This window comes from Paenibacillus turicensis, from assembly GCF_017873435.1.
In the GTDB taxonomy this organism is placed as follows: Bacteria; Bacillota; Bacilli; order Paenibacillales; family Paenibacillaceae; genus Fontibacillus; species Fontibacillus turicensis.
The window spans coordinates 1-19,460 of sequence record NZ_JAGGKG010000025.1 but is presented as its reverse complement, the minus strand read 5'-3'; the positions used below and the strand labels follow the sequence as shown (position 1 = coordinate 19,460).

The window sequence follows — 19,460 nt, the reverse complement described above, 5'->3', positions numbered from 1 at the left end:
GGTATTCACCTACCTTTTACATTTCCATCATAACCTGCTTAATATAGACTTAACATATTATAAAAAAAACTACCACTCACGTCTACGTGCAACACTTGAAATAAAAAATAAATGAAGCCCCAAATGGGACTTCATCGTAAAATTATGACTTGCGTGCAGCGGCTTCCTCAGCAAGCTGAATCGCTCTTTTGACCATGTTACCTGCATCCTTTGCCTTAATACCGCCCCAGCCTTCCTTTTGGACAGTATCATAAATACCAAGGTCCTTCGCCACCTCTACCCTTAACTGCTCTGACATCACTCTGCGACGATTTCTACTCAATGTAAACCCTCCTCACAGCTTTATTTCATAAGTTCAAATGAACTCGGTTATAGTATGAGGCTTACGGCTGAGTAACATGCAGTGGAAATAGTGGCAAAATCGGCTGTAAAACTTTATGTTAACGATTAACTACACAGAGAGGAGAACGCTATATGCAGAGGTTGTTTCGCTCGCTTTTAAAAATAAAATTTGGATTGAAGTAAGCTCAACTTGATAATCAGTGCTTAACAATGCCAATGTTGAGGTAAGAGGCTACGGTGCAGAGAGTGGCTTCAACCGCTGTTAAGGTCTCATTTTCTTTTTTAACAGCCCTTTGTATGGATGAAAATAAGACCTTAAAGGCGGCCGCTGACGCTTCTCCACCATCTCTCTGCCCCTCCGCTACGTTTGCTTATTGTTAAGTACTTATTCTTTAAAGTTAAGCTTAATCAAAGTAGAAAATTTATTTTTAAATGCAATTATTCCATTGCTCCACAATCCATCTGTCCTCCGCTTGTGCTCCTGTGCAAGTATCCGTTTAAAAAGTTTTACAGATCAATTTTTTTAAAAAAAGAGGATTACCGTCCCAAATGCGGTAATCTCCCTTTAATTAATAACCTTACTATTTCAATATTCAAGTTCACTCTTCAGGAAAAACCTAAAAAATCCTTCTACAAATAATACATAGTCACCAAAGAATAAAGTTCAGATCCAAACTACAGAGAAGCATACAAATTTTGTTCATATACATATAAAAAACGGCTTACGCCAAAGCGCAAGCCGCAAATGCAAAAAACATGATGTTTACGGTTTAACATACGGAATTCTAACTTCATCATTGGCTTCACCAATCATAACTTCCACCGATGAGGTTAAAATATCTGCATAACTGTAAGAAACACGTTTAAGTGTCTGATCTTCTTCATCCAATTTCACGATAAAAACGGATGGATACGTCTCTTCAAGAACACCTGTACGTTCAACAGTCTTACGACGACCACCATTCGCCCGAAGGGTGATTTTTTGTCCTACGTGAGCATCAAGACTGTGCTTAATATCATTCAGCGTATTTTTAGCCATTGACTGTGTCCACCTACTTTCTTTGCCCATTATACAACAAAGGAGGACAACTGTCAAATTTTAATAAAAATATTATTATATCAGCAGTAAAAAAGTATTGTCAATGATTTTTTTTGAACGCTTTGGTTTATTGTGAAGGTACAACATTTAATTTAGAGAGATCATTAAACCGTGGGAACCCCATGCGATAGCTTCCCCTTGTTTCAATTCCACCAATTCCCTGCAAGCCGCTAATCGTGTTATTGAGCACCTCACGCATCGGAATCGCATCTCGAATTGAAGTAAATGAAGCTCTAGCCGCAACATAAACAGGGTCAAGCGCATGAATTAATACCCGAGCAGGAGAGCTAGCAAAATTAGCCCCCGCTTGAAGTAAAGCCTCAAAATGGGATTGACAAGCACCCGCGATGACCGTTAAAGCATCGAAGTTACGCTCATATTTCCGGGCCTCTTCAACTGCATTCATAAAATGAATTGAATGTTTATAGCTGCTGAGATTGTAAAGGTCATGATTAGGGCGATTTTTAAGTACACCATCATGTCCAGTGATAACAACAATATCCGGTCTTATTTTGGGCAAAAGTTGACTTAATGCAGAAGCCATCTGTGTCTCATTCACATAATAGCCATGCGCAGGCACATGAAGCTGCTCATACAAGCTAAGACTCTTCTTTAAATAACGCTCATCGCCATCCAAATGCAAAACCTTGCCTGGTACTTCAAAATAAGAATCTGACTTCGCCTCAAGCTTCCATTCAGCCTGAAGCACCTCCTGATTCCGCTGCATAAGCTCCAGACGTTCCTCGTGAAGACGCTCCATGGATTCCGTTGCTTTTATAATTGCTCTTTTCCCTCGTTCACTGGTAGAAGATAACTCCACTTTGATTAAATCATTTATGGGTGCATCTGCCATCAGACGAAATTCTGTTCCTTTAATAATTGCTTTACGAGCATCCAGTTCTTCTACGCGGAATGTAATATCCCCACCATATGATCTACGAACAACCCAATCTCCTAATTTCATCAGTCCACCACCTCTATCCCATCCTATGGGCTAGTGCGGGGAAACGTTACTTCAAACCTGCTTGAAATAAAATATTACTTAGTACGGCAAATTCTTCAATACTTAGCGTCTCCGCTCGTCTGCTTGGTGTAATATTGGCTTCTGTCAATATCGCTTCTAATTGCTCACGGCCTTCTCCTGGGAAAAAGCGACTTTTTAAATTGTTTGCAATTGTTTTTCTACGTTGGGCAAATGAGGCTTGTACAACTTCAAACATAAACGCTTCATTATCCACCTGAACTGGTGGTGCTTTACGAACGGTTAGCTTAATGACAGCTGAGGCTACATTGGGCTGAGGGATAAACACGCTAGGTGGCACGATACATACAAGCTCAGGCTCGCTGTAATATTGAACTGCGATGCTAAGGCTTCCATAATCCTTACCACCAGGAGAAGCAGCCATACGCTCAGCAACCTCCTTCTGAATCATAACGACAATATGCTCAAGCGGTAGCTTTTCCTCCAAGAGCTTCATAAGGATCGGTGTCGTCACGTAATAGGGCAAATTGGCAACAACACTCACACCGTCTACTTCTCCAAACTGCGCTGCAAATAAAGACGCAAGATCAAGCTTCAGCACATCACCATGCACGACATCTACATGAGGATAGGGTTCAAGCACCTCGTCCAAAATCGGCAATAAGCGTTGATCAATTTCTACCGCCGTTACTTTTTTAGCCCGCTCAGCAAGCTTCTCGGTTAATGCACCAATTCCAGGACCAATTTCAAGTGCGCCCTTACTCTGATCCAGATTGGCAGCATCTACGATTTTCCCTAAAATATTTTGATCAATTAAAAAGTTTTGCCCAAGACTTTTTTTAAATGAAAAGCCATGGCGATTAATTATTTCCTTTGTGCGACGTGGTGTAGAAACATCTTCCCTCTTATTCATTTCCCGTATCCTCCAACCTCTCAAGTGCGTTTAAAAACTCTTCTCTGCTTATTTTAAAGACCGTTAGCCGTTTAAAAAATTGTTTACCATTACAATAACCAATACCTAATAATTCACCCATAATTTTTCTTCTCTCTGCGGCAGCTGGATGACAAATGAGTCCAGCATCAATGAGATCGCTCCATTCAATCATCCCTTGCTCCATACCCATCTCGCTACGAACACGGCTTAGCGCCTCTCTAATCGCCTCTGGTGAGGCATTCTCTACGCCAATATCACCACGATAGGTTGCTTCACTTTTTGTTAGAAAAGCATGCTTACAGCCCGGTACTCGATTTGCAACAATTTTACGTATACGTTCACCTGCATGATCAGGGTCTGTAAATATAATAACTCCCCTACGCTCGTGGGCTAATTCAATCTTTTTTAACGTGGTTTCATTAATAGCGGACCCACCGGTTTCAATCGTATCTGCTTCTACCGCACGACGTATCGCCACCGTATCATCGCGTCCCTCTACCACAATCACTTCTTTAATCAACCTATTACCTCCTACCTCGCCTAACCATCCACTTACAAATTAAAATATCCATACAACAAAAAAGAAGAGGATATCCCTCTCCTTTAATATATCACATATATTATCAACTCATTAATTCAGCTCTGGTTTGTTTGGACCAATGACATACACTGTACGTCCTTTTTTACGTCCAAAATTTTTAACATCTTTTAAGCTGTCATAATAGACGTCCATAATTTTCCCTTTAATTGCTCCACCAGTGTCTTCTGCACGACGGAAGCCAAGACCTTCAATGTACACCCACCATCCAAGTGGAACAAGAGATTTATCTACAGCAATCGTTCTACCCTCTTTTACTCGGTTTCCTGAGGCTGTTTTTGTCCCAATCCCGTCTTCCTGGCTGGAATAAGCAGTAAGCTGAACATTTTTTAATAGCTTTTTATATTTAAAAGAGACGCCGCCTTTATTTACAGATCCGCTATCGCTAATATCCACCTCGTCATTATTACGAGAAATGCTTGCAGCAAGAACGGCTGTTTTTGGCTCAGGCTTTGTACCAACTGCGATCACTTTTGTTTGTGCAGGCTGGTGAACTTCCTTACCTAACCAACGCTTAGATACAAATACCCCGTCTTCATATACTTTTTCGATGTTATGTGTAACTACGCCTTTAGCACCTTCTGCAAGGATCTTCGTTTGACCTTTCGTCAATTTAGGATCCGCAGTTTTCACAATTGTGAAAGGAACTTCTTCTTTTGTTTGTGCAGTTCTTTTGTCCACACGAACAACTCGAATATTCATATCAGCACTCAAAGCAGTGGTTAAAGCAGGTGTAATTTTATCATCAGGATTAATTTTAACACCGATTTCTTTTATAGCACCTTCAACATTTCCTTGTGTTGTATAATGCGTTTTGGTTGTTCCATCGAAAGACATTACGACTGGAATTGCTCGCTCAATTACAATTCGATCGCCATCCTTAATTTCATCAGTGAGTGCGATAGATACCTTATCCTCAGCCCTTAGACTAACCTTTTGTTCATCCAAAACGGCCTTCACTGAATCCTGTGATGTCTCCACATTTTGTATTGCGCCATCCACAACCAAGTATACACTTTTCTTACTATGACCATTCACCCAGATTAGCACGATTGTAGCTATAGCGATAATAGCTAGCCCAATTACTATAACCTGACGAATATTTTTGGGTCTCCACTGCATTACGTAAGACATGCTGGATGAGCGTGATCCATGGGTATTGTTCTTAGAGAAAATGCCCATATCTTCTCTCCTCCTTCATAGCCAAACTACTAACAAAAAAATCAATGAAGCATGTTAATAGGGCTACAATTCATAATTACGAAATGCACACATTTCCTGCATCTCGCTCCGTCTCCAGTCCAATCTGTTGCATCATCACCACCTTTGTTTTCCAAAGTATGATGAAACTATCACAATTATTCAAAAATAAAAGAAGCCTAAAGAAAGAGTTAGAGGAACTCCTTCGTGGCTTCTGAAAATTCCTGAAGTAATAGGATGCACGAGTTGCCTCTCTTAAGACGCCTACGAGGTTAGCTGTCGGGTTCGGACAAAAGAGAGCTGCCCTTTCTCAGTTCATTCGCTCATGGCGCAATGACCTCGATTTCACCCCTATGACCCACATACAGAAATCAATTATAGCTCGTAAAGTAAAAATTTTTAGGCAAATTACGTTTACAGCTATATTGGTTCCCCCGTTCTCTGTAACAGAGATTCAGCGAGACTGGTTACGGAAACATTAATCCGTGTTATTTGGATTACTGAAAAGATTCTATCCTGTTTAGATGCAGGTTGTAAAGGACGAATCAAGAACGTTTTTTTAAAAATATGGTTAAAATATTGTAATAAACTCCGTTTTGTTGGTTAAAAAGCATTAATATTTCGCAAATACTCATTTTTTCATCGGTTTATCTCCCGAATTCATCAAATGGAAAATAGTTCCAGCGCATTTTTCGTAGTTATTTGGGCAATTTCCTCCACAGAAATCCCTTTTAATTCCGCTGCTGCCTCTGCAACTAGACGGACATAAGCAGACTCGTTTCTCTTCCCACGAAATGGATGTGGCGTTAAATAAGGGGAATCCGTCTCAATTAGCAGACGATCTAACGGGGTGTTTATAAGCACCTCTTTAGGCTGCTTTGCATTTTTAAACGTAATCGGTCCACCAAAGGATAAATGGAATCCCATATTTAGACACATTTTAGCAATTTCCCAGCTTCCTGAAAAGGAATGCAGAATGCCGCCAACCTCACTTGCCTTTTCCTCACGCAAAATTTTCACAACATCCTCATGTGCATCCCGATTATGAATACAAATGGGCATATTCAAGCTACGAGCTAGTCCAATCTGATTGCGGAACACTTCGTGCTGAACCTCCTTGGGTGAGGTGTCCCAATAATAATCCAAACCAATCTCACCGATTGCAACCACCTTATTATGGCTACATAATTGTGCAATCCAGTCTAAATCCTCTTTTTTCATCGTAATTGCATCTTGCGGATGCCAACCAACAGCAGCATATATAAAATCGTATTGCTCTGCAAGCGCCATCGTCGTAGGTATCGTTTCACGATTAAATCCAATGTTAACCATGCGAGTTACGCCATTATCTACTGCACGTTGAATCGTTTCAGCACGATCCTCTTCAAATTGGATTGCGTCTAAATGTGTATGTGTATCAAATAACATAGCTTTAAATCCTCCTTAACTCCATTGCTCAAATAGTGCAAAAATATCAGCAGGGAAATGTGACTTTAACGCCAACACTTTATCATGCGGAAAGTACAAATGGTTTTTTCCCTTATGTAAACCACTTATAGAACGAACAATATCAGATACTTCTGAAATTTCGTGTATTCTTTCTTGACGATCCAGCAACAAAATTTGTTTTTTTAGGTTATCATTATCTGGACGAAACACATCATAAGGTAAATCTGTTGGAAAATCAATTTCCAAATCATATTCAGGATTTAATCCAACTTCTACAAAAGTATCCTTTATCCGATCTATTGTCTCCATATCCAACGCATCTATTTCTACATATTTATACAATTTACGATCTATAAATCTGGCACATAACGAAGACAGTAAATCATCGCCTTCATTACGCCATTGCATAAACGCAGTTTGAATTAAAGCTTCATCTAATAGTAGATAATCCTTTACGGAGATTTTCCTTCCAAATAAATGTGGTAATGGATGTGGTAAAAATTTAAATTCAAACCCTTCCAGAAATAACTCCCCTGCTCTACGGAAAATTTGCTTCAAAATGATATCCGAGCTACGTGTCACTGGATGGAAATAAATTTGCCAGTACATTTGGTAACGTGACATTAAATAATCCTCAACGGCGTGCATGCCAGATTGTTTTACAACGATTCTCCCTTGATAAGGTCGAAGCATTCGCAAAATACGGTCCATATCAATCGTGCCATAATTTACACCCGTAAAATAAGCATCGCGTAACAAATAATCCATACGGTCTGCATCCAGTGGACTAGACACTAAATTAACAATGATTGGCTTTTCGTAGTCTTTACGAATAACAGCAGCAACCTGTTCAGGGAAATGCTCACCCATCGTTCTTAAAACAGATCCAACCTCTGTGTCTCCTTTAATAATTTTAATCGTCCATTCTTCATGATTCATATCAAATGCATCTTCAATCGAATGTGAAAAGGGACCATGTCCTAAATCATGGAGTAAGGCTGCACATAAAGCCACCAGACGTTCCTCTTTAGGCCAATCTGGATAATTACCTCTCTCAAATTGTGAAATGATACGTCTAGTAATTTCATATACACCTAAAGAGTGTGAAAATCTACTATGCTCAGCGCCGTGGAAGGTTAGGTATGATGTACCCAGCTGTCTAATTCTCCGCAAACGTTGAAACTCGGTCGTATTAATTAATGCCCATATAATCTCATCTTGCACATGGATGTAATTATGAACAGGGTCTTTAAATACTTTTTCTTCGAGTAGTGGACGATTCATGACAACTCACTCCTTTAATATATGTGTTTTTATACATTTTAATGACTACTTTTGATAGAGTTTGTCTTCTTTTGTCGAATAATGTCGATTATTGAAACGCAATAGAATGAATTATGAATAAACTTTAATAATTCGCATTTCCCTTGATATATCAATGTTTTGTAACACCCTTTATAATTTTTAATTAGTAATTATAAAGAACTCTACCATAAATAGGTTGACTGATCTGGCAATGGTTGGTATTATAATTATCATAAAACAAAGAAGTTTGTCGAATAATGACGTATTTAATTTATAGCGAAAGGGGTTATCATCAGTTATGATGAAATCAACCGGTATTGTAAGAAAAGTAGACGAATTAGGGCGCGTAGTTATTCCTATTGAATTACGTCGTACTCTAGGCATCGGAGAAAAGGATGCGCTTGAAATCTACGTTGACGGTGAACGGATCATGCTGAAAAAATACGAGCCAGCTTGTATTTTCTGTGGCAATGCCGAAAATGTTATTTATTTTAAAGGTAAAATTGTTTGTCATGACTGCGTGACGGAAATTCCTGCCCCTGTGACAAATTAAGATTTTTAGTATATAATAGATTTACTTAAACTGTTAATTCTAACCTTTTCATATCTCCTTGGGGTCTTCTGTGGTAAGTATTTTACCATATGAAGACCTCCTTTTTTTGGAATTCATTTATAATTCAAGTAATAGATTCAATTTATTAAATATGATAACAAATATTAGAACTATTATAATAATGCCTGATAAACATCACGTTTAGATAACTCACGATCCTTAGCTACTTTTTTCATTGCTTCTTTACGTGAACATTGATCCTGCTGCTCGTAATGAGTCACGTGCGCCTCTAAGCTAAGCTCTTTCCACCATGCCTCTTTTTTTTCTCTAATAAGCTCTGGGTTTGCCCCTTCCACCACAACGCAATATTCCCCAATAGGAGGGTATTCTTCAAGCCATGTTAAGACATCACTTAAACTACCTCGTGCCATCTCTTCATATCTCTTCGTCAGCTCTCTTGCAAGGACTACCTGCCGATCCCCCCATACCTCTAGCAAGGATTGTAGCATTTTAATTAAGCGATGAGGAGACTCATACATAATTAATGTTCCTTCATAGTCTTGAGCTTGAACTAGCTTTGCTTCCCTATCCTTGTGCTCTCTAGGTAAAAAACCTATAAACTGAAATTGATCTGTAGCAAGACCCGATACGATTAACGCAGACAATGCAGCATTTGCACCAGGGATTGGAATTACAGATATTCCTTGCCCTAACGCCAGCTTCACTAAGTCGTGGCCAGGGTCAGAAATCGCAGGTAAGCCTGCATCACTCACTAATGCTAAATTTTTTCCTTCTATTATAAAGCGAATTAATTCCGGTCCACTTGCTGTTTTATTATGCTCATGATAGCTCAGTAATTTAGCAGGAGTGATTTCATAATGTGTAAGCAGCTTTCTCGTCTGTCTAGTATCCTCAGCAGCGATAATATCTGCTTCTTTTAATATTCGGATTGCTCGATAGGTCATATCCTCTAGGTTACCAATAGGGGTGGCCACCAAAAATAATTTACCGATTCCATGCGCTTGATTATCCTGATAACTTTTTTGTACACCTACACTCATCTTCTGTCCTTTCCTCCTTTCTTATCTGAATAATAAATATCCATAAATTCATTACCATATTTTCCGTCCTGATCATATACCACTAAAGGAGGCAAAATTCTTACCTCTGGTTTACCATCCTTTAATGCCTCAATCAATACCATATTCGCTTCAGCATCAATTCTAGGATGAATAAAACGAATACGTTTAGGCTCCAGACGGTATTTACATAATATCGTTGTAATTTCGGCTAATCTCTGAGGGCGATGCACCATAAATAGCTTACCACCTGCCCGCAAAAGCTGTGTCGCTGTAGAAATAACCTCCTCCAACGTACATTCAATCTCATGTCTGGCAATAGCCTGATGACGGTTAAGCTTAACATCGCCACTTGTAACAGGCATATAAGGTGGATTAACCGTAATGACATCGTAATAACCATGCCCAGTCTCATTCACTAACTGTCTCAAATCCCCTTCGCGAATACTTACCTGCTCCTCCAGCTCATTCATTTGTACACTTCGTCTTGCCATATCCGCAAGCCTTGGCTGTATCTCAATACCTTCAATTTTTGCTTTTGTGCTTGTCGTTAACAATAAAGGAATAACTCCATTACCTGTACACATATCCAATACTTTAGCTGAGTTAGGTACAGAAGCGAACCTTGCTAACAATACCGCATCCATCGAAAAGCTAAACACTTCACGACTTTGAATAATCCCTAATCCATCTGTCAATAAATCATCAATTCTTTCTTGCCCATACAACGGTACTTTTATCATGCCAACCTCGTCACTTTCTATAAAATCATAATTCGTAAATTACGTACTTGGACCAATATTGATTATGTCTTTTATCTTAAAAAAACCGTAGGAACAATTCCTACGGCTTGTTATTTATTCAGAAAAGAGAGACAAAACAGACAATCGCCTTCTGTTCGTAAATGCCCGTAATACACATTACAGATATGGAAACCTTCATGATACAACCTAGCTAGGTTATCATAACCTTCTCCAACAATATCTATAGCTTCTTCCTTACCTTCGGGTGATGGTAGTTGTTCTGAGTGTTTCTCCCCGGAAGGAGAATCTACACGAGCATCCCCATGATCCCGTTTTAAAATTTTCCGAAGCTGCTCATTTTCGAGCAATAGCTGTTGATTTTCTTCAACGAGCTTCTTTACCTCTAGCTTAAGCAAACCCAATTCGCCGTGAATTGATTCCATTTGCCCCTCTAATTCTTGCATGTGTGTAAAAATATCTTTTTTCTTCAAGTGCCCACCCCAGAGTCATTCTCTAAAGTCTATCTTGAACATCCTTATTTCACAACAACATCATCTAAGAGAAGTTCCTTGACCTTGCCAATTTCGAATAATTGTACATGTACAGAACGAGATTCGGCGTTTAATCCAACCACTTTACCTTCGCCCATAGATGTAATCACTAACTTACCTACGGAAGGAAGTTCTTCCTTCACACTTTCATAATTATCATGCTCAAATTTCAAGCAACACATCAAACGACCACATAGTCCAGATATTTTTGTTGGATTCAGTGAAAGGCTTTGATCCTTTGCCATCTTGATGGATACTGGCTCGAAATCACCTAACCAGGAGGAACAGCATAATATACGTCCACAAGGTCCAATACCGCCTAGCATCTTGGCTTCATCACGCACACCAATTTGTCTTAACTCGATGCGAGTGCGGAAAATGCTTGCTAAATCCTTCACTAGCTCACGGAAGTCGACACGTCCTTCAGCCGTAAAATAAAAAATAATTTTATTGCGGTCAAACGTGAACTCCACATCAACCAACTTCATCTTCAAATCATGGTCCTTGATTTTATTTAAACAAGTTGAGAAAGCATTCTGAGCTGCTAGCTTATTTTCCTCCACCACACTAGCGTCCGAATCGTCAGCAATTCGAATCACCTTCTTAAGCGGAAGCACCACGTCAGATTCGTCTACTTGCTTTTTACCAATCACGACTTTACCATGCTCGATCCCACGCGCCGTCTCTACAATAACAAACTGATCCTTTTCGACGGGTAGCTCTAGGGGATCAAAATAATATATTTTGCCCGCTTTTTTAAACCGGACACCTACTACAGTGTACAAAAACTAACCCCCTCGTATAGCACCCAAGCTTATCAATTTAATTTCATGCATATTTGCAAAACCTTTATGCGGGAGAAAGTTTGTTTCCCTTAATATGACATAGAAGAATGACGATGATTCATCTCACCTAAAGAAATTAGAAACTGTTCTAGGCAAAGTTGTCCATTCATATTTTGTCGCAGCTTTCTTTTGCTTTGTGCTGCCCATGACATAGCTTCAATCCACTGCTGTGCATTACGGGAAGAGGAATGGCTGGATATATAATCCAACTGATCCATAAAAACAATACCATCATGTCTATGATAGAGCGATTGGAGCATGTCCCTAAACCATAAATGGAACAGGCTAAACAACATATCCAAATGATCGCCCAAACCTGCTTTAAAAATGCTCTGCTGAGCCGTTACTAAGGGAGAACCACTACGGCCTGTGGCCTCCTTCCCTAATTGTAACATTACGTTTCTGATTTCTGCAAACCAATTCTGACTTAATAAATCACGACAAGCACTTATTCCCGCCACTAAATGTACTGCACACCTTGCTAAATTAACAGGATAACCTTCATCTACTAAAATTTGCAGCATTTCATCAGGAGCAAGGGGCGTAAATGGCACCCATTGTGCTCTAGATTGTATCGTTGGTAATAATGCCCGTCCATTATCTGTCATCAAAATTGCAACAGCTGGAGCTGGCGGCTCCTCCAAAAATTTGAGGAGGCTATTAGCAGCTTGTACCGTCATTTTTTCGGACTGATCTATCATGTAGACCTTATAATTACCAGCACTTGCTCGATAAGAAAATAATCGTTGTAAATCACGAATTTGTTCAATTTTAATACTAGCTGTTCCCTCAGGCTCGACAAGATGAAGATCAGGATGGTTCCCATGCTTAACCTTACGACAAGCTAAGCATACTCCACATGCACCCTGCTCTTGTCGATTTTCACAGACTAAGGCATTCGCAAATGCCATTGCCATCTCTTTTTGGCCACTGCCTGGTGGTCCACTAAATATATATGCATGTGACACCTGATGAGTACGAAGCCCATTTTTCAACATCGTCTTCGCTACATCTTGTCCAATAATATCGTCAAATGACATATTGTAGTCAATACCTTTCCATGGCTACAATTAGAAGCTTAGATTAATGAGCAATCCTCTAATTTCGCCAATTTTCTGCAATAAGTCTATTTTTCCTTGCTCACTGTTTAGCAATTCATCTGCCATTTCAAGCAAGGCCGCATCTACCTCATCAAGCAGCTTATATCGCTTACTACGTCCACGACGATCCCATCCTCTAGACTCTTTGATGGTAATGCCAGGGCGTACAGTATCCTCTAGAAACTTTTTGACAAGAAGGCGATAGGCCTTTAACTCTCTAATCGTCATAGATCGAGCTAGGCGATCGCCTTGGGTTTGTATTTCTTTAAATCTACGATCCAATTCTTGCTGTGTTGCCTTCTCACCATGATAATTCATCGCATCCGAGAAGCTTTTTGACTGAATGGGTCTAGCAGCATTATCCGTCACACCTAGTCCGCTTTTAAGCGGCCTATATCCCGGATTAATTTTCAAATGAATCACTGCCTATCTACATATATTATCCGTAGTATTTATACTAACATACTAGAAATGTTCAAATTGATCTACTGGAAGTACAAAAACCGTCGCCCCACCAACCTGCACTTCTACTGGTAGTGGTAAATAGGAGTCTGTTGTCCCACTCATCGGAGTAACTGGTGTAACCAATTGCTCACGAATTTTACAGCTGTTTCGAATGACTGCCATGACAGATTCTACCTGATTATCATCTACACCAATTAAAAAGGTAGTATTTCCTGCTCGCAAGAAACCCCCAGTACTTGCTAATTTAGTAGCTCTATAGTTTGCCTTTACAAGTGCGCTGGACAAGCGGTTACTATCCTTATCTTGAATAATCGCAATAATAAGTTTCATATGCAGTCCCTCCTTTAAATTTCAAAACGTGAATTTAATTTTTATTATTTGACATCGCTACTGAAAATTCCTCTAATTTCGCAACAAGCAAGCTATTCATGTCAGCAGCAACCTGTTCGATATTTCTAGCTGCATCAATCTTTTTAATGCGATTAGGGTACATCCCTATAACCTTATTATAACCCGCTCTGACCTTTTGGTGAAACTCTATACTTTCAAGATCTAAACGATTTATTTCTCTTCCCTTCTCCGCTGCAATTCTAGCTAATCCATCCAAGGGGTCCATATCTAAATAAAACGTAAAATCAGGCATATATTGGTCAATCGCAAAGGCATTTATCGATAATACCTCATCTATACCTAACCCACGAGCATACCCCTGGTAAGCTAAGCTACTATCAATGAAACGGTCACACAATACAACCTTACCTTCTTGTAAAGCTGGTGCTACCTTCTCAACCAAATGTTGTCTTCGAGCAGCCGCATACAATAAAGCTTCTGTTCTCGCATCCATCATCGTGTGAGCGGAATCCAAAATGACTTCTCTTATTTTTTCTGCAATCATAATGCCGCCAGGCTCACGAGTAATAATATAGCTTATATTTTTTTGTTCCAGTGTTTGGGCGAGCTTTTTTAACATTGTTGTTTTGCCGACGCCTTCTCCACCTTCAAGCGTAATAAATAGTCCTTTTCCTGCCATGAATAAACGGCTCCCCTTCATCAAAGCTTACAAACCTTTATCATTTTTAAACTAGGATCACAAGCACCTAAGCTAGTTGCATTTAATTCTCTTAATTGCATTATACGCTTTAGTATGTGTTCTGTAATCAATTCTTGTGGATATAATAATGGTATTCCAGGTGGATAAGGTATGATCATCTCTGCTGATTTTCGACCAACCCCTTGCTCAAGCGGAATCATTTCCGTTTTTTCATCTGACATAACAGATAAGCTAAACTGTACAGGCTCAAATCCCTCTTCTTCAACTAAACAATTGTTCCACGTGAAAAAATCATTTGCTTTGTTTTCTGTTTCTTCCATACTAAGTTGCTCCAAAGCTGCTAACAGCCTATCGGCATCCCTTGTTGTAGTTCCTTGCCCTAAAGCAAACACGACATAACGCTCATCACACATCTCAGGTATACAGCCCATCTCACATAACCTGTTTTGTAATTCGTAGCCACTCCATATCCCTAATGCATCACAAATTACAATTTTCAAAGGATCTTGTTTATCATATGCACTATACACGTTCTGTGCTCCTGCCTGCTGTGCATCTAATTTAACTTCCTGTCGTTCATCTACTTTTCGTTCCTCTGCCATCTGGGGTTCTGTTATCTTTAGGTTTGGACTAAGTATACGAAATCGCTTTAACTGCCCAATGCCTTCACGAAGCATCTGAGCAGCTATTAACGGCTCTGCAAAAATAGATTCCCCATGCGCCTCCAACATAAACCTAGTAATGTCTAATGAAGCCATAATAGGATAGGAAGGGCTTGAGCTTTGAATCATCGTTAAACGTTGCGCCAACAACATGCGATCTATATACTCCCCTTGAATATGTAGCATTGAGCCCATTGTCATGGCGGATAACATTTTATGCGTGGACTGAACAACGCCATCCACACCAGCACTTAACGCACTATTCGGAAAATCACCATGTAATCCAAAATGTGCACCATGTGCTTCATCTACAAATACTGGAATTCGATGACTATGACAAAGTTCTACGATATTAGCTAGGGTAGAAGATACCATTCCATAATAGTTAGGTTGTGTTAGCAATAAGCCCTTCGAATTTGGATAACGTTCTAGAGCCCTTTGGATGCTAGTAATAGAAGGAATCGTTGCTAAGCCACTTTCTTGATCAATTTCAGGCGTTAAAAAAACAGCTTTGGCCTGTGCAAGCATTAATCCGTGAATCACTGACTTATGTACATTTCTTTGTACTAGAATAATATCCCCAGGGTTGGTACAAGCACTTAATATTAAAGCCTGATTCCCTGCTGTGCTCCCACCTACTAAAAAAAAGGTCTGATCTGCACCAAAAAAACGTGCCGCGTATCGCTGCGCCTCTAATATTGCACCTTCCGGTTGATGCAAATTATCTGTACCTTCAATTTCAGTAACATCAATCTCAAGGATTGGACCAAATATTTCCTTTATCTCCGCAGTCCATGAATAGGCAGCTCCATTCTTATGACCTGGTACATGGAAAGAAATATCTTTTTTACTTTTATAATGTAATAAGGCGGAAACTAACGGTGCTTGTATACTATTTGTGTGCTGATTGCACATATCTATCGACTTTTTGTTTACCATGTGTAAATCCTTTCAATATATCATCAATGATGGAAGTACTCCCTCTAGTTTACCTTTGTTAAGTTCCCCTGCCAATATAAACAAAAATAAGCCAAAACAAAAGGACCTCTTCTCCCCTAAAAAGAATCGGCCCCTCTAAATATCATCATACATTCTCTTTCATCCAAATCTGCTTCATGCGGTGTATAAAAAAATGATATTTCTCCTCTTGTACGTCAGTACGTACCATCTCACTCTCGCAAGCATCACATATAAACTCAGAAACGATATGAATGCCATCTTCCTTTTGCTGTCCACATATAATACATGTGCATTTGGCAAGCTCATTCATTCACGATCCCACCCTACTCGTTTTACTATTAGTATGACACAGTTTCTATGAATTTAAACCCTTTCATAGTAACTGAATTACTATATACTATGTAGCACTAATGTTATAGGTGTCTGTACAGCATTAAATCTCAATTATTTCTCCACTATTTCCGATATACTAATTACAAGCCATGCATTAAAAGCCATTCAATTTTTTAACTTAAACGCAATAATATAACGTTAGCTTAAGGGGGATTGTGTGATTGATGACCGATCAATCCAATTCAAATGCAACATTTTATCATTATCGACTACTTAAAAAAATAATATTTCCTAAATCGTTTTTATTAAGTTATGTTATGCTACCGATAATTTGGCTTGCTGCCGAAATGATTGTAATTAGCTGGACAAGTATCTTCTATTTTATTATTGCTATGATCATTACAGCTTGGATTCAATATGTTATTGCACGATCTATACTTATTATTATTAATCACTCTTATCATAAGCGCTGGAAGTTTTCCTATCGCTTACCTTGGATCGGCTATATGCCAGATCAATATATTCCATACTCTAGCTTTCGTAAAGTGCATCTTCATACCGCGTGGATCGGCTGTATCATCATCGTAGCAATTATTCCATGGTCTCCCTTTGAATTTATGTTCTCATTGCTCTTCTGGCATTTATGGCTTATGGTGCCTAAACAGTTTACGATTACAGGGTTAAAGAGACAACCTAAGGATGGTGTTCTAAAATTAAATGAAAGAGACTTGTCCTACTACAAGCCATGAGACATAATGACATTACTGACTATAACTTAACAAGAATTAATTTCAGGGTTATTCAAAATCGAATTTCACATTCATTTTCATAACCATTAGATTAATTAATAAAACGGTCTATTCCCTACTGTAGCGGAATAAGACCGTTTATCATTTTAAAGCCTAATACTAGGCTACTATAACAAGGTTATCATGTGACATCTTAGTTCAGAGCTATAATCACTAATTAATGTTTCAAACTATAACTTTTAATATTATGGGTTGCTATCATTATTCTCTGTCTGCCCATTATCGTTATCATCACTGCGATTCTTACTAAATTCGCTGCTTTCAATTCCTTGAATGACTAGGTTACGATCCTGTTTTGGAACTAAAATCGTAAAGCCATTCTCTTGTACAGTTACTTGGACGATTTGATTGCCCTTTTCATATACAACGGTATTGCCCGCTTCAGTACTTTCCTTCTCTACCCAACCCCAGTCCAAAATGGTCTCTTGGTATTGTTCTGGAATCTTACCCTTCTCATGAATACCACTAAAAGTATATTGAATATAACGCATCTCAGAATTAGTCAGCATAGATTCAGAATGGGTTGCCTCTGCAGGGACAGGAAATGTCTTCTCCACAACAGCTCCTACATACTCATCCCAAGAAGGCTCAGAAGAACCACAGCCTGTAATGACAAGAAGCATGGACATGATCATACATAAAACCATACATGACATGTACTTCGTTTGTCTCACATTGATTCCCCTTCCCTAAACAAATTATAGGCCAAATTTCCTACCTAAGTAACCTACACCTTATTATAACGAGAACCACCCCAATAGTAATGACAAAAAAGTTACATTCATTTTGAAAGATACTATCTATTTTCATTCACTTTCACAAAGACTGTGAATCAACTATTCAAAAAGCTTGCTATCACTAGGGATAACTTTTGAAAGGGAAAATGAAAACTCTGGGAAGCCAGCAACATATGGCGTGTAATCATACAATTGGAAATATACAATTAAATTGCCTGGCTCGATATAAAAGTCAGCTTTGTTATCAATACCTTTAAAGCCACCAAAATATTCTATACTTTTCTCAAATTTCTGTTTAATGCTCTGATTGATGTCCTTCAGATTCTTATTATTCCCGACCACATCGGTAACCGTTAATTGCTTACCATCCTTCAAAGAGAAGGTGAGCGCCTTACGATAGGTCATGCCATGCGCCCCACCTGTAAAATCGTATTGCTCTAAAATGAGAGAAACAATACCCTTTTGATTATACGTTACAATATAGGAGCTACTAAACAAATATGGACTATTAATTTTTTCCTTTTCTCTTAGGACCATCTGCTCCTTTATTTCCTTCTCGTAAGCAGCAATCACATCTGTTATTTTCTGATTAATGCGCTCTTCAACCACACTATCTTTACTATAATTAATCTGTGGCCATGCTAGGTCTATATCAGTCCCATTTAGGCTTTCTGTTTTAGTTTGAGTCGTAAATGAAACATCATTTTGTTTAGCTTCCTTAATACTTACAATCCTATTCTTTGCATTCAAATTAGCCTCATAACCTAAATATTGCTTTAATAGCTGAGCTGGCACATAAAAGTGTCCATTTATATTAGTAGCTTGGAGATCGTTTAAATAGTATCCATTTAAAGTTAGGCTATTGTTATCTTGAACATCTATCGTAAACTGATGAAAATCTTCACCAATAGTATACATTTTCTTCGTGATATCGTAGCTTAATGGCATCTTTAGTGCATCTCGTAAAAAAGTAATTGGCACCCATGTCTTTCCATCCCTAATTATTCCAGTGGCTTTAATCGTTGTTCTATTAGATGCTGTCTCATTTGTGCCATTATATTGAATAGTGACCATAGAATTAACTGCTGGTGCTACCTTTTGTTGTACAATACCAGTCGCTTTATAACTTTGTGTTACAAGTGATGGTGTGGGTGTGGATGGTGCCGCTAAACCTTCTCCGCTTTGTAGCCATAGCCCTCCTAGTAATACACCAGTAGCTATAATACCCCTTTGCCATTCATGTTTAGTTTGTTTCTTTGTCATGGTTAAGCTCCTTTCAAAACAAATAAATCTCAATATTCATCGTCAAGGATTTTTTAAGATTGTATTTGTCCTTCCGACTTTGTTTTAATTTGCAGGGATCAACATAATAAGTTCTCCTACATTGGATATTATAGCTAACTATTTTATAAAAGAATTAACATTCGCCATGACAATTTAGACTTCTTTTAATTGAAAATCTATCATTTTTTTAACTCAACTTTTATTCAAATATAAAGATTTGTAACCATTACAATCAATAACAAAAGATAAGTGGTTACAGACACCTTTAAATTAATGTTAAACACAAAAAAACCACCACCGGATGATCGGCAGTGGTTCTTGTGCTTGGCGGCGTCCTACTCTCCCAGGACCCTTCGGTCCAAGTACCATCGGCGCTGGA

22 protein-coding genes and 1 riboswitch are annotated in these 19,460 nt (G+C 38.8%); of the genes, 2 read left to right on the top strand and 20 right to left on the bottom strand.

Annotation, left to right across the window (positions count from 1 at the left end):
- Positions 1-142 precede the first annotated feature (142 nt).
- The 8 genes from J2Z32_RS19795 to J2Z32_RS19760 form a co-directional block, all read right to left on the bottom strand.
- Positions 143-322: a small, acid-soluble spore protein, alpha/beta type gene (locus J2Z32_RS19795; RefSeq protein WP_210090930.1), complete on the bottom strand. Its 180-nt coding sequence runs from the start codon at positions 320-322 to the stop codon at positions 143-145.
- 783 nt (positions 323-1,105) lie between these two features.
- Entirely contained in the window at positions 1,106-1,381 is a 276-nt protein-coding gene (veg, locus tag J2Z32_RS19790) for a biofilm formation stimulator Veg (RefSeq protein ID WP_210090929.1), read from the bottom strand.
- Positions 1,382-1,508: 127 nt separating this feature from the next.
- A complete protein-coding gene (gene yabG / locus J2Z32_RS19785; protein ID WP_210090928.1) occupies positions 1,509-2,405 on the bottom strand; it encodes a sporulation peptidase YabG in 897 nt (298 codons plus the stop codon).
- Between the two features lie 46 nt (positions 2,406-2,451).
- Positions 2,452-3,336, bottom strand: a complete 885-nt coding sequence (gene rsmA, locus J2Z32_RS19780) for a 16S rRNA (adenine(1518)-N(6)/adenine(1519)-N(6))-dimethyltransferase RsmA (RefSeq protein ID WP_210090927.1) — start codon at positions 3,334-3,336, stop codon at positions 2,452-2,454.
- A complete protein-coding gene (rnmV, locus tag J2Z32_RS19775) occupies positions 3,329-3,877 on the bottom strand; it encodes a ribonuclease M5 (protein WP_210090926.1) in 549 nt (182 codons plus the stop codon). Before rnmV ends, rsmA begins: the two co-directional genes overlap by 8 nt.
- Positions 3,878-3,988: 111 nt before the next feature.
- Complete coding sequence (locus tag J2Z32_RS19770) at positions 3,989-5,137, bottom strand: resuscitation-promoting factor (RefSeq protein ID WP_210090925.1); 1,149 nt, start codon at positions 5,135-5,137, stop codon at positions 3,989-3,991.
- A gap of 263 nt (positions 5,138-5,400) precedes the next feature.
- Positions 5,401-5,625, bottom strand: a riboswitch (cyclic di-AMP (ydaO/yuaA leader).
- Positions 5,626-5,818: 193 nt separating this feature from the next.
- Positions 5,819-6,583 carry a TatD family hydrolase gene (locus J2Z32_RS19765; protein ID WP_210090924.1) on the bottom strand — a complete coding sequence of 255 codons (765 nt, stop codon included), beginning with the start codon at positions 6,581-6,583 and terminating at the stop codon, positions 5,819-5,821.
- 15 nt (positions 6,584-6,598) lie between these two features.
- Positions 6,599-7,888: an HD domain-containing protein gene (locus J2Z32_RS19760; RefSeq protein WP_210090923.1), complete on the bottom strand. Its 1,290-nt coding sequence runs from the start codon at positions 7,886-7,888 to the stop codon at positions 6,599-6,601.
- A 319-nt stretch (positions 7,889-8,207) separates the two neighbouring features.
- Here J2Z32_RS19760 and J2Z32_RS19755 point away from each other — a divergent pair, with 319 nt between their 5' ends.
- On the top strand, positions 8,208-8,462 hold the full coding sequence (locus tag J2Z32_RS19755; RefSeq protein ID WP_210090922.1) for an AbrB/MazE/SpoVT family DNA-binding domain-containing protein: 255 nt from the start codon (positions 8,208-8,210) through the stop codon (positions 8,460-8,462).
- 173 nt (positions 8,463-8,635) lie between these two features.
- Here the strand turns inward: J2Z32_RS19755 and rsmI are convergent, their stop codons facing one another.
- The 10 genes from rsmI to J2Z32_RS19705 form a co-directional block, all read right to left on the bottom strand.
- Entirely contained in the window at positions 8,636-9,523 is an 888-nt protein-coding gene (gene rsmI, locus J2Z32_RS19750; RefSeq protein ID WP_210090921.1) for a 16S rRNA (cytidine(1402)-2'-O)-methyltransferase, read from the bottom strand.
- The gene (locus tag J2Z32_RS19745) at positions 9,520-10,284 is read right to left on the bottom strand and encodes a tRNA1(Val) (adenine(37)-N6)-methyltransferase (RefSeq protein ID WP_210090920.1); all 765 of its coding nucleotides are present in this window, start codon (positions 10,282-10,284) and stop codon (positions 9,520-9,522) included. Before J2Z32_RS19745 ends, rsmI begins: the two co-directional genes overlap by 4 nt.
- Positions 10,285-10,394: 110 nt before the next feature.
- On the bottom strand, positions 10,395-10,775 hold the full coding sequence (locus J2Z32_RS19740) for an initiation-control protein YabA (RefSeq protein ID WP_210090919.1): 381 nt from the start codon (positions 10,773-10,775) through the stop codon (positions 10,395-10,397).
- Between the two features lie 44 nt (positions 10,776-10,819).
- A complete protein-coding gene (locus J2Z32_RS19735) occupies positions 10,820-11,620 on the bottom strand; it encodes a PSP1 domain-containing protein (RefSeq protein WP_210090918.1) in 801 nt (266 codons plus the stop codon).
- 89 nt (positions 11,621-11,709) lie between these two features.
- Positions 11,710-12,720, bottom strand: coding sequence for a DNA polymerase III subunit delta' (gene holB, locus J2Z32_RS19730; RefSeq protein WP_210090917.1), 1,011 nt, complete (start codon positions 12,718-12,720; stop codon positions 11,710-11,712).
- Between the two features lie 30 nt (positions 12,721-12,750).
- A complete protein-coding gene (locus tag J2Z32_RS19725; RefSeq protein WP_210090916.1) occupies positions 12,751-13,194 on the bottom strand; it encodes a YaaR family protein in 444 nt (147 codons plus the stop codon).
- Between the two features lie 51 nt (positions 13,195-13,245).
- Complete coding sequence (locus J2Z32_RS19720; protein WP_210090915.1) at positions 13,246-13,575, bottom strand: cyclic-di-AMP receptor; 330 nt, start codon at positions 13,573-13,575, stop codon at positions 13,246-13,248.
- 34 nt (positions 13,576-13,609) lie between these two features.
- Complete coding sequence (gene tmk / locus J2Z32_RS19715; protein WP_210090914.1) at positions 13,610-14,275, bottom strand: dTMP kinase; 666 nt, start codon at positions 14,273-14,275, stop codon at positions 13,610-13,612.
- Between the two features lie 20 nt (positions 14,276-14,295).
- On the bottom strand, positions 14,296-15,897 hold the full coding sequence (locus J2Z32_RS19710; protein ID WP_245251638.1) for an aminotransferase class I/II-fold pyridoxal phosphate-dependent enzyme: 1,602 nt from the start codon (positions 15,895-15,897) through the stop codon (positions 14,296-14,298).
- Positions 15,898-16,042: 145 nt separating this feature from the next.
- On the bottom strand, positions 16,043-16,228 hold the full coding sequence (locus J2Z32_RS19705; RefSeq protein ID WP_210090913.1) for a sigma factor G inhibitor Gin: 186 nt from the start codon (positions 16,226-16,228) through the stop codon (positions 16,043-16,045).
- Between the two features lie 247 nt (positions 16,229-16,475).
- On the opposite strand from J2Z32_RS19705, the gene J2Z32_RS19700 reads away from it, so the two are divergent.
- On the top strand, positions 16,476-17,000 hold the full coding sequence (locus J2Z32_RS19700) for a hypothetical protein (protein WP_210090976.1): 525 nt from the start codon (positions 16,476-16,478) through the stop codon (positions 16,998-17,000).
- Between the two features lie 245 nt (positions 17,001-17,245).
- Here J2Z32_RS19700 and J2Z32_RS19695 read toward each other — a convergent pair whose 3' ends face one another.
- The gene (locus J2Z32_RS19695; RefSeq protein ID WP_210090912.1) at positions 17,246-17,734 is read right to left on the bottom strand and encodes a hypothetical protein; all 489 of its coding nucleotides are present in this window, start codon (positions 17,732-17,734) and stop codon (positions 17,246-17,248) included.
- Between the two features lie 162 nt (positions 17,735-17,896).
- Complete coding sequence (locus tag J2Z32_RS19690; RefSeq protein WP_210090911.1) at positions 17,897-19,060, bottom strand: PdaC/SigV domain-containing protein; 1,164 nt, start codon at positions 19,058-19,060, stop codon at positions 17,897-17,899.
- Positions 19,061-19,460 lie beyond the last annotated feature (400 nt).